Origin of the sequence: Sphingomonas sp. IW22, from assembly GCF_041321155.1 — a bacterium.
In the GTDB taxonomy this organism is placed as follows: Bacteria; Pseudomonadota; Alphaproteobacteria; order Sphingomonadales; family Sphingomonadaceae; genus Sphingomonas.
Window position 1 is genome coordinate 787,312 of record NZ_JBGGWB010000001.1, and the last position, 14,013, is coordinate 801,324.

At 66.1% G+C, this 14,013-nt stretch carries 12 protein-coding genes and 1 tRNA gene; 9 read left to right on the top strand and 4 right to left on the bottom strand.

Annotation, left to right across the window (positions count from 1 at the left end):
• Window positions 1-7: 7 nt before the first annotated feature.
• The 8 genes from ACAX61_RS04000 to ACAX61_RS04035 all read left to right on the top strand — a co-directional run bounded on the left by ACAX61_RS04000 (window position 8) and on the right by ACAX61_RS04035 (window position 6,718).
• Window positions 8-967, top strand: a complete 960-nt coding sequence (locus tag ACAX61_RS04000; protein ID WP_370713521.1) for an NAD(P)H-dependent flavin oxidoreductase — start codon at window positions 8-10, stop codon at window positions 965-967.
• 54 nt (window positions 968-1,021) lie between these two features.
• Window positions 1,022-1,828 carry a TrmH family RNA methyltransferase gene (locus tag ACAX61_RS04005; RefSeq protein ID WP_370714893.1) on the top strand — a complete coding sequence of 269 codons (807 nt, stop codon included), beginning with the start codon at window positions 1,022-1,024 and terminating at the stop codon, window positions 1,826-1,828.
• Complete coding sequence (locus ACAX61_RS04010; RefSeq protein WP_370713522.1) at window positions 1,828-2,940, top strand: 8-amino-7-oxononanoate synthase; 1,113 nt, start codon at window positions 1,828-1,830, stop codon at window positions 2,938-2,940. Before ACAX61_RS04005 ends, ACAX61_RS04010 begins: the two co-directional genes overlap by 1 nt.
• Entirely contained in the window at window positions 2,937-3,560 is a 624-nt protein-coding gene (gene bioD / locus ACAX61_RS04015; protein WP_370713523.1) for a dethiobiotin synthase, read from the top strand. Before ACAX61_RS04010 ends, bioD begins: the two co-directional genes overlap by 4 nt.
• Window positions 3,557-4,810, top strand: coding sequence for an adenosylmethionine--8-amino-7-oxononanoate transaminase (gene bioA / locus ACAX61_RS04020; protein ID WP_370713524.1), 1,254 nt, complete (start codon window positions 3,557-3,559; stop codon window positions 4,808-4,810). The genes bioD and bioA overlap by 4 nt, the downstream gene beginning before the upstream one ends.
• A gap of 76 nt (window positions 4,811-4,886) precedes the next feature.
• Window positions 4,887-4,963 (top strand) — tRNA-His (locus tag ACAX61_RS04025).
• 32 nt (window positions 4,964-4,995) lie between these two features.
• Window positions 4,996-6,048, top strand: coding sequence for a Glu/Leu/Phe/Val family dehydrogenase (locus ACAX61_RS04030; RefSeq protein WP_370713525.1), 1,053 nt, complete (start codon window positions 4,996-4,998; stop codon window positions 6,046-6,048).
• Between the two features lie 25 nt (window positions 6,049-6,073).
• Window positions 6,074-6,718, top strand: a complete 645-nt coding sequence (locus tag ACAX61_RS04035; protein WP_370713526.1) for a tetratricopeptide repeat protein — start codon at window positions 6,074-6,076, stop codon at window positions 6,716-6,718.
• 2 nt (window positions 6,719-6,720) lie between these two features.
• Here ACAX61_RS04035 and ACAX61_RS04040 read toward each other — a convergent pair whose 3' ends face one another.
• Both ACAX61_RS04040 and ACAX61_RS04045 read right to left on the bottom strand, forming a co-directional pair.
• Window positions 6,721-7,599 (bottom strand): ROK family protein, encoded by an 879-nt coding sequence (locus ACAX61_RS04040; protein WP_370713527.1) that lies wholly within the window; start codon window positions 7,597-7,599, stop codon window positions 6,721-6,723.
• Window positions 7,600-7,636: 37 nt separating this feature from the next.
• Window positions 7,637-8,713 carry an ATPase, T2SS/T4P/T4SS family gene (locus ACAX61_RS04045; RefSeq protein WP_370713528.1) on the bottom strand — a complete coding sequence of 359 codons (1,077 nt, stop codon included), beginning with the start codon at window positions 8,711-8,713 and terminating at the stop codon, window positions 7,637-7,639.
• Between the two features lie 118 nt (window positions 8,714-8,831).
• Here ACAX61_RS04045 and ACAX61_RS04050 point away from each other — a divergent pair, with 118 nt between their 5' ends.
• Window positions 8,832-9,482 carry a prolyl hydroxylase family protein gene (locus ACAX61_RS04050; RefSeq protein WP_370713529.1) on the top strand — a complete coding sequence of 217 codons (651 nt, stop codon included), beginning with the start codon at window positions 8,832-8,834 and terminating at the stop codon, window positions 9,480-9,482.
• A 64-nt stretch (window positions 9,483-9,546) separates the two neighbouring features.
• Here the strand turns inward: ACAX61_RS04050 and ACAX61_RS04055 are convergent, their stop codons facing one another.
• Both ACAX61_RS04055 and ACAX61_RS04060 read right to left on the bottom strand, forming a co-directional pair.
• Window positions 9,547-12,261, bottom strand: coding sequence for a TonB-dependent receptor domain-containing protein (locus ACAX61_RS04055; protein WP_370713530.1), 2,715 nt, complete (start codon window positions 12,259-12,261; stop codon window positions 9,547-9,549).
• Window positions 12,262-12,359: 98 nt separating this feature from the next.
• Window positions 12,360-13,958 carry a beta-helix domain-containing protein gene (locus ACAX61_RS04060; protein WP_370713531.1) on the bottom strand — a complete coding sequence of 533 codons (1,599 nt, stop codon included), beginning with the start codon at window positions 13,956-13,958 and terminating at the stop codon, window positions 12,360-12,362.
• Between the last annotated feature and the right edge of the window lie 55 nt (window positions 13,959-14,013).

Sequence of the window (14,013 nt, forward strand, 5' to 3'; positions counted from 1 at the left end):
ACGGGTCATGGCGCTACCTCCTCTCTTCGATCGTCTGCGGCTGCCGATCGTGGCCAGCCCGATGTTCATCATTTCCGGGCCTGAACTGGTCATTGCCCAGTGCAAGTCGGGCATTGTTGGCTCGTTCCCCGCGCTCAATGCACGACCGCAGACGATGCTGGACGAATGGCTCCACCGCATCACCGAAGAACTGTCCGCGTGGAACCGCGACAATCCCGATACGCCAGCGGCGCCCTTTGCCGTCAATCAGATCGTTCACAAGTCGAACGACCGGCTGGAGGCCGATCTGGCAACCTGCGCCAAATGGCAGGTGCCGATCGTCATCACCTCGCTCGGCGCGCGGGAGGAGCTGAACACCGCCGTCCATGGCTGGGGCGGGATCACGTTGCACGACGTGATCGACGACCGTTTCGCGCACAAGGCGATCGAGAAGGGCGCCGACGGCCTGATCCTGGTGACGGCCGGCGCCGGTGGCCATGCCGGGCGGCTCAATCCCTTCGCCTTCACGCAGGAGGTGCGCCAGTGGTTCGACGGCCCGGTGCTGCTGTCCGGTGCCATCGCCAATGGCGGCGCGGTGCTGGCGACACAGGCGGCGGGCGCCGACCTTGCCTATATCGGCTCCCCCTTCATCGCCACGACCGAGGCCAATGCGGAGGCGGCGTACAAACAGGGCATCGTCGACGGGCGCGCTGCCGACATCGTCTATACCAACCTGTTCACCGGCGTTCACGGCAATTACCTGCGCGCATCGATCGAGGCGGCGGGGCTGGACCCCGACAATCTGCCGGTCAGCGATCCGTCGGCCATGAATTTCGGCTCCGGCGGCAACAGCAAGGCCAAGGCGTGGCGCGACATCTGGGGATCGGGTCAGGGCATCGGCGCGGTCAGCAGCGTGGAAAGCGTGGCTGCCATGATCGACCGGCTGGCGTCCGAATATCAGGCGGCACGAGCGCGACTGATCGGCTGAGGCGTCCCCTCACCCTTGCCGATGCGCGCGCAGCCGGGCATGGGACCGCGCGAAATGCCCCGCACCATCACCGCCTTTTCCAATCCCGCCGTGAAGGCCGCGCGCGAACTGCGCGACAAGAAGCATCGCCGCATGCAGCGCCGCTTCCTGGCCGAGGGGCTTCGCATCCTGACCGAAGCGCGTGAGGGCGGGCGATTGCCCGAACAGATGTTCTTCGCCGCCGACAGCCCCCACCATCCGCTGGTCGTCGCGCTGGTCGAAGCGGTGGAGGCCGCAGGCGGCGACGCGATCGAGACGACGCCCGACATCCTGTCCAAATTGTCGGGCAAGGATAATCCGGGCGCGGTGGTCGGCGTCTTTGCCGAGTTCGAGTCGACGCTGGCCGATCTGGACCGTCATTCGGCAGGCATCTGGCTGGCGGCGGAGCGGCTGCGCGATCCCGGCAATCTGGGCACCATCCTTCGCACCGGCGATGCCGTCGGCGCGGGCGCGCTGATCCTGATCGACGATTGCGTCGATCCCTTTTCGGTGGAGGCGGTGCGCGCCAGCATGGGTGCGCTGTTCACCGTGCCCATCGTGCGGACGCCATGGGCCGATTTCATCGCGTGGTTGCGACAGGGACCGGGGCAGTTGGTCGCACTCAGCCTGGATACCGACATTGATTACCAGGCGCCTGATTACGGTGCCCCGACCTTTTTGCTGACCGGCAACGAGGCGCAGGGCCTGCCCCCCGCTTATGCGCAGGCGTGCGACACCCGCGTGCGGATGCCGATGCTTGGCAAGGCGGACAGCCTGAACGCGGCAGTGGCGACGGCGGTCATGGCGTATGAGGTGCTGTCGCAACAGCGGCGGCGCGGCTGATGCTGAAGGCACAGCTGGCCGATCTGGACGCGCTGGCGGCGATCGGTCGGCGCCGGTCGCTGGCACCGCGCGCGGGAGCCGATTTTGCGTCGAACGATTATCTGGGGCTGGCGGCATCGCCGCGGCTGGCCCGTGCCGCAATCGACGCCATTGCGCGCGGCGTGGCGGTCGGCTCTGGCGGGTCGCGCCTGCTGCGCGGCAATCACGAAGAGATCGAGGCGCTGGAGCATGAGGCAGCGGACCATTTCGGCCATGCCGCCGCGCTGTGGTTCTCCAGCGGCTATGTTGCCAACCTTACCCTGTTCGCCACCCTGCCCCAGCGCGGCGACCTGATCGTGCATGACGAACATGTCCATGCCAGCGCCCATGACGGCATGCGCCTGTCGCGCGGGGAGCGGCGGGCAGCGGCGCATAACGACGCTGAGGCATTCGACGACGCCATTGCACAGTGGCGCCGCACGGGCGGCACGGGCACGCCGTGGATCGCGGTCGAAAGCCTTTACAGCATGGACGGCGACCGCGCCCCGCTGAACGATCTGGTTCAGGTCGCAACACGGCACGACGCGATTCTGGTCGTCGATGAAGCCCATGCGACAGGTGTGTTCGGCGATGGCGGGCGCGGGCTGGCGCACGGGCTGCCCACCGAACGGGTGATCGCGCTGCACACCTGTGGCAAGGCGCTGGGGGCCGAGGGGGCGTTGCTGACCGGGCCGGTGGCGATGCGCGACTTTCTGATCAATCGCGGGCGCGGGTTCATCTTTTCCACGGCCCCCTCTCCCGTCATGGGAGCGGTCGTTCGCGAATCGCTTCGCGCCATCGCCGATGAGCCCGAGCGGCGCGAATCCCTTTGGGCGCGTATCGCCCATGCCGAACGCCGCCTGTCGCCGCTGGGCGTCACCGCCACCGGCTCACAGATAATGCCGCTGGTTCTGGGCGACGATGTGCGCGCCATGACCATGGCGGGTGCGGTTCAGGCCGCCGGGTTCGACGTGCGCGGCATCCGCCCGCCGACCGTCCCGGCCGGAACCGCACGGCTTCGCATTTCGATCACGAACAATATCGGGCCGGGCGACATCAACGCGCTGGCCGATGTGCTGGAGACGCTTTCATGACCGGCCGTTTCGTCATTGCGGGCACCGACACGGGCGTGGGCAAGACGGTGTTCGCCGCGGCACTGACCCGCGCCATCGGAGCGACTTACTGGAAGCCGGTGCAGGCGGGCACCGATGAGGGCACCGACGGCGCGACGGTCACCGCGCTGGGCGTCGATCCCGCGCGCATCCTGCCCGAAGCCTATGTGCTGGCTACCCCCTGCTCCCCGCATCGCGCGGCAGAGATTGACGGCGTGGCCATCGACCCCGCGCGCCTGACTCCGCCCGCGACCGAAGGTCCGCTGGTGGTCGAGCTGGCGGGCGGGCTGATGGTGCCGTTGACGCGCGAACTGCCGACAGCGGATCTGGTTGCGCGCTGGGGCCTGCCGGTCATTCTGGTGGCGCGCACGTCGCTCGGCACAATCAACCACAGCCTGTTGTCGATCGAAGCGATGCGCCGCCGCGACATTCCCATTCACGGCATCGCCTTTGTCGGGGAAAGCGTGCCCGTCAGCGAAACGACGATCGCTACAATGGGCGGCGTGCGGCGGCTGGGGCGGCTGGACCAGCTGCCCGAACTGACCCCCGATGCGCTGGCAGCTGCGTTCGCGCGGGGGTTCGACGCGGGGGACTTCGCGTGACGCGCACGCGCATCTGGCACCCGTTCACCCAGCATGGCCTGGGCGAGCCGATCCCGAACATCGTCCGCACGCAGGGCGCTTATTTGTGGACCGATCGGGGCGAGCGGCTGATCGACGCGATTTCGAGCTGGTGGGTGACGACGCATGGCCACGCCCATCCCCGCATCGCCGCTGCCATTGCCGAAGCGGCGGGCCATTGCGATCAGATCATCTTTGCCGGGCACACCCACCCTTATGCCCAAGCCGTGGCCGAGGGGCTGACCGCGCTGTTCCCGCCCGAACTGGCGCATGTCTTCTTTTCCGATTCGGGTTCGACCAGTGTCGAGGTCGCGCTTAAAATGGCGCTGGGATACTGGGCCAATCGCGGTGAGGCGCGCCACCGCATCCTCGTCCTCGAACACAGCTATCATGGCGACACCATCGGCACGATGTCGGTCGGTGCGCGCGGCGTGTTCAATGCGGCCTATGCGCCGCTGTTGTTCGATGTCGAAACCCTGCCCTTTCCCGCCGACGATACCGCGCAAGCCACGCTGGACGCGCTGGAGGCCGCGTGCCGCGCCAAACCGGCGGCGCTGATCGTCGAACCGCTGGTGCTGGGTGCGGGAGGCATGTTGATCTATCCGCCATCGCTGCTGGCGGAGATGCACGCGATCTGCGCGCGGCACGGCGTGATCTTCATTGCGGATGAAGTGATGACCGGCTGGGGCCGCACCGGCACGCTGACCGCATGCGAACAGGCGGGCGTGGTGCCCGACATCATGTGCCTGTCGAAGGGGCTGACCGGCGGCAGCCTGCCGCTGGCCGTCACACTGGCCAGCGAAGCGATCTATGACGCCCATTATTCGACCGACCGGGCGACGATGTTCTTTCATTCGAGCAGTTACACCGCCAACCCCATCGCCTGCGCGGCGGCGGCAGCCAATCTGGCGATCTGGCGGGAGGAGCCGGTGCTGGCCCGTGTCGACCGGCTGGCGGTGCGGCAGCGCGAATGGACCGCCCGCGTCGCCGGTTGGGCGCGCACCGTAAACGCCCGGACCATCGGCACCATCGCCGCGTTCGAGGTGCAGGATCATGAGCGCCCCGGCTATCTCTCCGCGCTGGGGCCCGCGATCAAGGCGCATTGTGCGGCGGCCGGCGTGCTGATTCGCCCGCTTGGCAACACGGTCTATGTCATGCCGCCTTATTGCATCACCGACGACGACCTGGCCGCCATCTACAACGCTATCGGCGAGGCGCTTTCACGCGCGTGACGCCGCAAAGCGTGAAAAAGGACGCGCAATGATCTTGCGCGATGACGCATTTGGCGTTAGGCGCGACCTCCTCACGGCGGTCGTAGCTCAGTTGGTTAGAGCATCGGTTTGTGGTACCGAGGGTCGCGGGTTCAAGTCCCGTCGTCCGCCCCATCTTTTCCCCTCGCGACCGGCGGATTTGTTCAGTGCTCACCGACTGGGGCTTTCCCGATTTTGACGACCATGAGGGCGTCCACCTGATCACCGATCGCGAAACCGGCCTGCAGGCCGTGATCGCGGTGCATTCGACGGCGCTTGGCCCGGCAGCGGGCGGCGTGCGGTTCTGGCATTATGCCGATCCGCGCGCGGCGATTACCGATGCGCTGCGCCTGTCGCGCGGCATGAGCTTCAAGAACGCGATGGCCGGCCTGCCCATGGGCGGCGGCAAGGGCGTGATTCTGGCCGACGCCAACCGCACCAAGACGCAGGACATGCTCAAGGCATTCGGTCGCGCAGTGGATTCGCTGGGCGGGCGTTATGTCACGGCGGAAGATGTCGGCATTTCCGAAGCCGATCTGACCACGATCTCGGGCGAAACCCGCTATGCGTCGGGCCTGCCGGTCAAGTCGAGCGGTGGCGCAGGCGGCGATCCCGGCCCGTTTACGGCAATGGGCATCTATCTGGGCGTCAAGGCAGCGGCAAAGCGCGCGCTGGGCACTGACGACATGGCCGGTGTGCATGTCGCAATCCAGGGTCTGGGCAGCGTCGGCGGCGGCCTGGCCCGTCTGCTGGCCAAGGACGGCGCGCGGCTGACCATCGCCGATGTCAATCGCGACCGCGCAACCGCGATGGCCGACGAACTGGGCGCCACGATGGCCGATCCCGATTCGATCCTGTCGACCGAAGCAGACATCGTCAGCCCCAACGCGCTGGGCGCGATCCTGACCGAAACCTCCATCGCCGCGCTGAAGTGCAAGGCGGTGGCCGGCGGTGCGAACAACCAGCTCGCCACCCGTGCAGAGGGTCAGGCGATTCATGATCGCGGCATCCTGTATGCGCCCGATTATGTGATCAACGCTGGCGGCATCATCAATGTCGGCCTGGAATATCTGGGTCAGGGCGACCGTGCCGAGGTGGAAAGCCGCATCGCGCGCATTCCCGAACGACTGGAAGCGGTCTGGGCCGAAAGCGAACGCTCGAACACCCCCGCCGCGCAGGTGGCCGATGCACAGGCGATGCGCCTGATCGGACGCGCCTGACCATGATGTCACGGGCGCGCGGCTGATGGGCTGGTTCGCGCTCGCGGCTCTTGCAGCGGCGGTGCTGATGCTGATGTTGGTCATGCGCCTGCCGCGCGCGCTGACGGGTTTCGTCGGCGCGACGATCATGCTGGGCGCCACCGGCTACGCGCTGCAAGGGCGACCGACGCTCGCCGCCTCCCCCGCTACGCCGCCTGCCGTCGAGGCGACGGGCGATGAGGAACTGGTGGAGCTGCGCCAGCAACTGTTCGGTCGTTTCCAATATGCCGACAGCTATTTCTTCATCGCCGATGCGCTGGCCCGTTCGGGGGACGAACGCGGCGCCGCGCGCGCGATGCTGGGCGGGGTTCGCTCCGCACCCGACAACCTGCCGCTTTGGACCGGGCTGGGTTATCGCGCCGCCGGTGCTGACGGCGCGATGTCGCCCGTTTCACGCATGGCCTTTCGCCACGCGCGGCAACTGAACCCGGAACATCCCGGTCCCTATTTCTTCGAAGGGCTGGCTTATGTCCGCACCGGCGACCTTAACGCTGCACGCCCCCTGTGGCAGCGCGCGCTGGCGCTAAGCCCCGCCGAGGCGCCGTGGCGTGAGGGGATTGCGACACGGCTGGCGCTGCTTGACGGGTTCATCGCCATGCAGCGCGAAGCGGAAGCGGCAGCCCCCCGTTAATTTCAGGCACGCGCCGCCAGCACGAGTGCGCCGACCGCCCCCGCGTCGGGCAATTTTGCTGCCACGACCCGCTCGCCGATCGTCTCCGCGTCGATAAATGGCAGATAGCCGCCGATCTTTTCGACCGTCATCGCCCTCACCATCGCCAACAGCGACGGGCGATGCGCCACCACGCCGCCGCCGATCACCACCCGCTGCGTTGCCAGCCCCAGAAACAGCGTCGCCATCGCCTCCGCCAAAGCATCGGCCACGAATCGCCAGTCGGGATGGTCATCGCCCACCCGGTCCCCCGGCATGTCGAATCGTTTGGCCAGCGACGGTCCGGCAATCAGCCCCTCCAGGCAATCGCCGTGAAAGGGGCAGGCCCCGGCAAAGCCATCGCCCGCCGCGCGCCGGACCCGCCAATGCCCCGCCTCGGGATGCATCAGGCCGGTCACCGGCACGCCCCCGGCGATGATGCCCATGCCCACACCCGTTCCGATCGTCACATAGACAAAGTCGCGCAGCCCGCAGGCGGCACCGTGCAGCCCCTCCCCCAGCGCAGCAGCAACGACATCGGTGTTGATCGCGGCACGGTCAAAACCGCGCGACAGGATGCCCAGCACGTCCGCCCCTGCCCAGCCGGGCTTGGGCGTAGCCAGCATATGGCCGTGATCGGCGTCCTCAGGGTCGAGCGAGATCGGGCCAAAGCTGGCGATGCCCAGCGCCGACACCCCATGCGTGGCACGCCATTCGCCCAACCTGTGGGAAAGAACACCCAGCGTTTCTGCGGGGCTGGTGGTCGGAACCTGAAGCCGGTCGACGATCCCGGCCCCTGCACCCAGCACGGCGATCGCCTTTGTCCCGCCCAGTTCGACGCCGGCGAATAGATTGTCATTCATCCCGCCGCTCTACCGCGACGCTTGGGCGCGCGAAAGGTCAGCGCGTCGATCGCGCCAGGCGCACTGCTTCAGAGGCCGCAATCATCCCTTCGCGAACCATCGCCCGCGCCGCCGAATCGAGTCGCGGGGCGCGAAGAAAGGCATGGCGCGACAGCAATGCGGCGTCCCCGCCATCATTGACCAGTCGCGCGATCGCGGCATCGACCACGATCCCCTCAAATACGCCGACGCGGCCATCGACCCCGCTATTGTCGCAGCCAGCGCAGCCATCGCTTTCAAAGATCACCGCCCCCGGATCGAATCCCAACAAGGCCGCAACCGCGTTGCTTGCCTGAACGGGCCGCCGGCACTGCCGACACAGCCGGTCGGCCAGCCTTTGCGCCAGCACGGCCCGCAAATGTGCCGCCAGCGCCAGACGGTCGACGCCAAGCATCCGCAGCCGCTCGATTGCGGCCACCGCGTCCGACGCGTCGAGCCGCACCAGCACACGGCACCCGCCCGCCGCCACCTGAAAGGCGAGCGCCGCTGCCTCACGATCGGGCAGGTCGCCAAGGACCAGCATGTCGGGGTCCAGCGTCATCGCGCGATCAATGGCGGCTGCGGTCGGCTCATCGGGCGCGCATGACAGCTCCAGCCCACCGGGCACCGCGATACCGATGCCCACGACGCTTACGGTTCGCACATCGTCGGCGATCAGCGCAGTGATGGTCGAGCGACGGCCCGACCCGGGTGGGCCCGCGACGACCACAACGCCGCCTGCGCGCTCCAGCGCAGCGACCATCAGCCGCGCGTGTGCCGGCGCCATGCCCAGGTCGGCCAGCTTGTCGCCAGCCAGTCCCGCGCGGTCGGCACGCAGCCGGAGCGCCAGACGATTGCCACTGGCATGCGCCGCGACCCGCCAGTCGCTAAGCCTGTCGGTGCCCGCGCCCACCACCTGCCACGCAGCGTCGCGAAGCCGCTCAGGCTGCAAGCGTGCCGGCACCCATGCACGCAGTCGACCATCGACGCGCAGGCGGACCCGCACGGCGTCGGGATCGAAGTCGAGATGGATGTCGCTTGCCCCCTGTGCCGCCGCATCGGCCGCCAGTGCCTCGATCGCCGTCGCGCCCGTCACGCCAATACTCGCCGCATGTGCATCATGAATCCCGCAACTCTGATGACTGCGATGCGACGGCAAGGTTACGGTTTGATGGCAGGGTTGCGCCGCACCCACGCTTTGGCAGGATGGGGCCATGACCCATCTCGGCTCAGGCCATCCCAGCGAACCCGTCATCGCCCATATCGCCGCCCAGCCGGGCGTTCAGCGGCTGCCCAATTCCCGGCTGACGCTGTTCACCGCGCGCAGCTTTCTCGATGCGGGACACTGCACCGAACTATGCGCGTTGATCGATCGCGACCGGCGCCCATCGACGATCGCCGATCCCAATGGCGACAACGCCTTTCGCACCAGCGAAACCTGCGACCTGGATCCGCAAGAGCCGGTGGTCGCCCGGCTGGAGGCTGCGATCCTCGGCTTCTGCGGCCTGGATGCGGCGCACGGCGAACCGATTCAGGGCCAGCGTTACGCCGTGGGACAGGAGTTCAAGGCCCATACCGACTATTTCGACCCCACGGGCGCGGATTTTACGCGCTATTGCAGCGTGGCGGGAAATCGCACCTGGACCGTGATGATCTATCTCAACGAACCGGAAGCAGGCGGCGCCACCCGCTTCAAGGTGGTCGACAAGACGATCCAGCCCGAAGCGGGCAAGCTGCTGGCGTGGAACAATCTGCGCCCCGACGGCCGCCCGAACCCGGCAACCCTGCATCACGGGATGAAGGTGCGCGCGGGCACCAAATACGTGATCACCAAGTGGTTTCGCGAGCGCCCTTGGGGCTGGTGACGGCATAAAAAAGGGGCTTCGGACGATTGCCCGAAGCCCCTGTCATTTGATCTGGCCGTGCCGCTTACAGGCCGACACTGACCCCGAAGGTGAAGATGCGGCCAAGGTTGTAGGTGTTAACGTCCGCCCGACCGCCATTGTCGAAAATCTGGAACTCCTGATAGCGCGTCTTGGTCAGGTTGCGCGCCTCGAACTTCAGTTCGACCTGCTTGTCGCTGTCATTGCCCAGCGGGATGCCCTGACGCCATACAACGTCCAGTCGCACGCCCGGCTTCTCGCGAATGTCCGGCAGACGCACACCGTTGACGATTGCGCCACGATTGGTGATGCGCTCGCTCGCATAATTCACCAGCAGCGTGACCTGGCTGAGCATTTCGGTATCTTCCAGCCCGAACTGCGCGTTGATCAGGTGATCCGACTGACCGACCAGCGGGCTGCCGTCCACGAACAGCTGGCTTGCGGGGATCAGCGGGCCGTTCACGTTGATCGGATTGACGACCGGCTGGTTCTGCGCATCGAGCTCGGACTGGGTATAGGTGTAATTGGCGACCAGAACGGCGCGCTTGGTGGCGAACAGGTCGCCCAGGCCGATGCCGTCGAGCGGGAAGTATTTCACCACCTCCGCCTCGGCACCATAAAGCTTGGCGCCGGGCGCGTTCGAGAAGCTGGTCAACAGCGAGGAACTGCCCGCGCCGGGTGAGCCGAATGCCTCGATCGGGTTGTCCAGCCGCTTGAAAAAGCCAGCCAGCGTGAAGCGTTGATCACGCTGGAAGAACCATTCGTACCGCGCTTCCAGATTCCACAGTTCGGAGTCGGTCAGACGCGGGTTGCCGATGAACTGACGGTTCGATTCGAAATCGAGATAGATTTGCGGGGCCAGTTCGCGGAACTGCGGACGGGCGATCGTCTTCGACGCGTGCAGGCGAAGCTGCATGTCGCTGGCGAAATTCCACGTGATGGTCGATGCGGGCAGCCAGTAACCGTTGTTCAGGCTGGTGCCGGTTACACCCGCCCCGACGGGCAGCACACGCTGTTCAGCGTCTTCGTAACGAACGCCCACCTGCGCGCGCAGGCCGTCAAACGCCTCTGCCTCAAGCTGGACATAGCCGGCATGGGTACGAAGCGACGCCGAATAGGCCGCTGCGCCCTGCGACGTCGATTCATTGACCAGACGGATGTCGTTCAGGATGACGTTATAGTCACTGAGCAAGTAATCGGGACGAAGCTGCTGTTCGGCCAGGTCGAGACCGTTCGCCGCCTGATAGCGGAACTGATAGCGATAGGAATCACGATCGGCATCCGAATAGGCATAGCCCGCCTGCACCGTAACCGGCGTGTCGAAGTTCAGCTCATAGCCGAAATCGACGCTGCCCGACCAAAGGTCTTCGTCCAGTTCGCTGAATGCGACCTGGGCCAGTGACTGGTTCGCCAGATTGTTGATGTAATCGCCGACCTGATCCGAGAACAGATAGGTAAAGGTCCGCTCATAAGGCGAGTTGCGCTGGGTATTGGCATACGCACCGCGGATGTCGACGTTCAGGTCGCCGAACTTCATCTCCGCCACGCCCTGCGAGGTGAAGAGCTGGCGCTCAAACCAGTTGGTATTCTGGTTCAGCAGGTTCAGGTTGTTCTGGTCCACACCCTGACCCATGATCGCCTGCTTGAGCGTATCGTGGATATACAGGTTGGTGAAGCGGAAACGATGGCGACCGACTTCGGCACCGATGCCGAACAGGCCGTTGACGAGCGCCCGGTGATCGGTCGCGACATTCCGGAAATCGCTGACCAGCGTGCCCTGCTGGTCAATCGCCACCTGCTGTATCGCGTCGCGTGTGCGCCACGTGTTCGAAATGCCGCCGCCCGCGATCAGGCCGATGCGTGACGAACCGACGTCGAACGAAGTGCCCGCGCTCATCTCACCCGAGAAGTTCGCCGGGATATTCCGGTTTTCGAATACCAGCGAGGTCTGGGCATTCGACAATTCGGCGACCTGGGCGGCGCTGACGCCGGTGCCAGCCATGCCCGCATCCTTGATGAAGCCCGGGATCGTGCGCTCACCATCGTCGAAGCCCAGCCAGTCGTGCGAGCCGCCGTCATAGGTATAGCCCAGTTCCGACGTCGTCACCGTGTCGAAGCCGACCGAACTGCCGAACTGAAGGAAGCTCTCCTTCGGCGCCGCCTTGGTCGTCAGGTTGATCACGCCGCCGCCGAACTCAGCCGGGAAATTGGCCGAAAAGCTCTTCTGCACCAAGCTGGAGGCGATGACGTTGGTTGGAAAGATGTCCAGCGGCACCACGCGGCGCAGCGGCTCCGGGCTGGGCAGCGGCGAGCCGTTGAGCAGCGAGGAGGAATAACGATCGCCCAGGCCACGGACGAAGACAAAGCCGTTGCCAACCACCGACAGGCCGGTGACGCGCGACAGCGCGCCCGCGATGTCGCCTTCACCGGTGCGCGCGATATCCTCGCTCGACAGCACCGAGATCACCTGCGGCGTGGCGCGGACGATATTCGGGATGTTGCGGCCGATGACGACGATATCGTCACTCGCGTCGCTGGAAGCACCGGGGATCGAGACTTCGACATCCTGCGTGTCGGCGCCGCCAGGCCCGGTGTCGGGCGGCGTGCCTTCTTCAGGCTGACCGGCATTCGGCTGGACCACCGCGCCTGCGGGCGGGCTGGTCGTCTGCGCGCCACCGCCGCTCGTTTGGGCAAGCGCCATGGGCGCGACCATCGTCGACGTGAGGAGGAGCAGGCTGCCAAAGGCCAGTTGCTTTTTCATATTCTCGATCCGGTTCAGGGATTTGCCGCGCGCGGCACGGCATGACGGGGATGGCGGCCCCTTTCACCGCCATCCCCGCTTCATGGTTGCGTCCGTGCTTAGATGGCAGGCACGGTGGCGCAGGCGCCGCTCGACGCACCGAAATTGGCGCGGTTCGAGTTGCAGGTCCAACCCTGGTACCAGGTGTCACCCGCACCGTTGATCGCGCCGATATACGACGTCTGCACCAGGAACGCGGAACCCGACGGGTTCAGCGTCGCTGCGTTGAACGGCGTGGTGCCGGTCGCGCCGGTGCCCGGCAGATAGGTCGAGGTATAGGCGGCAGCGGTCGTGCCGTTGGTGGTGTTGTTGCTGCCAGCGGCGACAACAGCGGCCTGTTCGGCGTTGGTGATCGTCACGTCGCTCTGCGTCGTCGTAGCCGACAGCGCGTTGCAGGCGAAGTAGACCGAGTTGAAGACCGGCGGGCCGGCTTCGTCCAGCGCGGCATTGGCCGGGCGGATGGTTGACTTGCCACCATTTTCGGTCGTGCTCGCCACCATGTTGAGGCAGGCGACCGGGCTGCTGAGGATGCCGTTCACGAAGGTGAAGTCAGCACCGCCGCGCAGACGGATCGCAGCGTTGGTTGCGCTCGACGTGTGGATGAAGGTGAAGTTCGAGATGCGGCCGTTCTGACGCGGCGTCGCGTCTTCCGCACCGTTCGAATCGATTTCCATCACATAGTTGTCGGTCTGGGTATTGTTCGGCTTCTGGATCGCCAGGACGAACTGCAGGAAGCCCTTCCAACCCACATCCGTGTCGATGCTGTCGTCATCGGCGCCGGTCACCACGAAATAACGGGCGTTCATCGTGCCGCCAAAGATTTCGATGCCGTCGTCCGAGCTGTTGTGGATCTGGATATATTCCAGACGCGTGCCCGAACCGACGCCGCCGGTGGTCAGGCCCTGAAGCTCGTTGTTCGGGGTGATCGTCGTGCCCGAATAACGGATCTGCACATAGCGCATGACGCCCGAATTGTCGCCGGCGCTGGCGCCGCCGTACAGCGCGTTGCCGGTACCTTCGACGACGTTTTCGCAATTCGCGGCGCCGCCGGTCACACCCGACAGGTTGCAGTTCGACACGGGTGCGCGGCCAGCCAGGATGATGCCGCCCCACAGGCCCTGCGAGTCGTCGGTCACGTTGCCGGTCAGGTTCTGCTGCGCGGTGAAGATGATCGGCGAATTGGCCGAACCGTCTGCGGTGATGGTCGAACCGCGGTTGACGACCAGGAAGTCGTTATCGGCGTTGGTGGTGTTGGCATAAACCAGCACGCCCGGCTCGATCGTCAGGTTGGCGGCCTGACCGCCGGTGCCCGAACCGCCGCGATCCACGCCGACGTCGACGCGACCATTGATTTCATATGCGGTGCCGGCGCGACGCGGCAGCGTCAGCGAGCCCGAAACCAGCGAAGGAATGCGGCACGAGCGCAGATTGCCGACAACGCCGACATTGGTGGTGCCGGTGGGGCAGTCAGCGGCCGGAACACCAGTCGTCGGGGTGGGCGTCGGCGTCGGGCTGGGCGCCGGGGCGGGCGTGGGCGACGGGACGACGATCGTGCCCTCGCCCGGCGAAGCGACGCTGGAGGCGCCGTCGCACGCCGCGAGCGTCGCGCCCGCGCAGCTCGTCAGCAGGATAAGGCTAAGGCGTTTGAAGTCGGCCATGCAAAAATCTCCGTTCCGGCTTTTCCGGGTTCACGAGGCGGGCACGTGCCCGTTG

What these genes read in the sequence shown, in the direction of transcription:
- ACAX61_RS04000 (WP_370713521.1), top strand. Translation starts at nt 8, where the DNA reads ATGGCGCTACCTCCTCTCTTCGATCGTCTGCGGCTGCCGATCGTGGCC.
- ACAX61_RS04005 (WP_370714893.1), top strand. Translation starts at nt 1,022, where the DNA reads ATGCCCCGCACCATCACCGCCTTTTCCAATCCCGCCGTGAAGGCCGCG.
- ACAX61_RS04010 (WP_370713522.1), top strand. Translation starts at nt 1,828, where the DNA reads ATGCTGAAGGCACAGCTGGCCGATCTGGACGCGCTGGCGGCGATCGGT.
- bioD (WP_370713523.1), top strand. Translation starts at nt 2,937, where the DNA reads ATGACCGGCCGTTTCGTCATTGCGGGCACCGACACGGGCGTGGGCAAG.
- ACAX61_RS04035 (WP_370713526.1), top strand. Translation starts at nt 6,074, where the DNA reads ATGGGCTGGTTCGCGCTCGCGGCTCTTGCAGCGGCGGTGCTGATGCTG.
- ACAX61_RS04040 (WP_370713527.1), bottom strand. Translation starts at nt 7,599, where the DNA reads ATGAATGACAATCTATTCGCCGGCGTCGAACTGGGCGGGACAAAGGCG.
- ACAX61_RS04050 (WP_370713529.1), top strand. Translation starts at nt 8,832, where the DNA reads ATGACCCATCTCGGCTCAGGCCATCCCAGCGAACCCGTCATCGCCCAT.
- ACAX61_RS04055 (WP_370713530.1), bottom strand. Translation starts at nt 12,261, where the DNA reads ATGAAAAAGCAACTGGCCTTTGGCAGCCTGCTCCTCCTCACGTCGACG.
- ACAX61_RS04060 (WP_370713531.1), bottom strand. Translation starts at nt 13,958, where the DNA reads ATGGCCGACTTCAAACGCCTTAGCCTTATCCTGCTGACGAGCTGCGCG.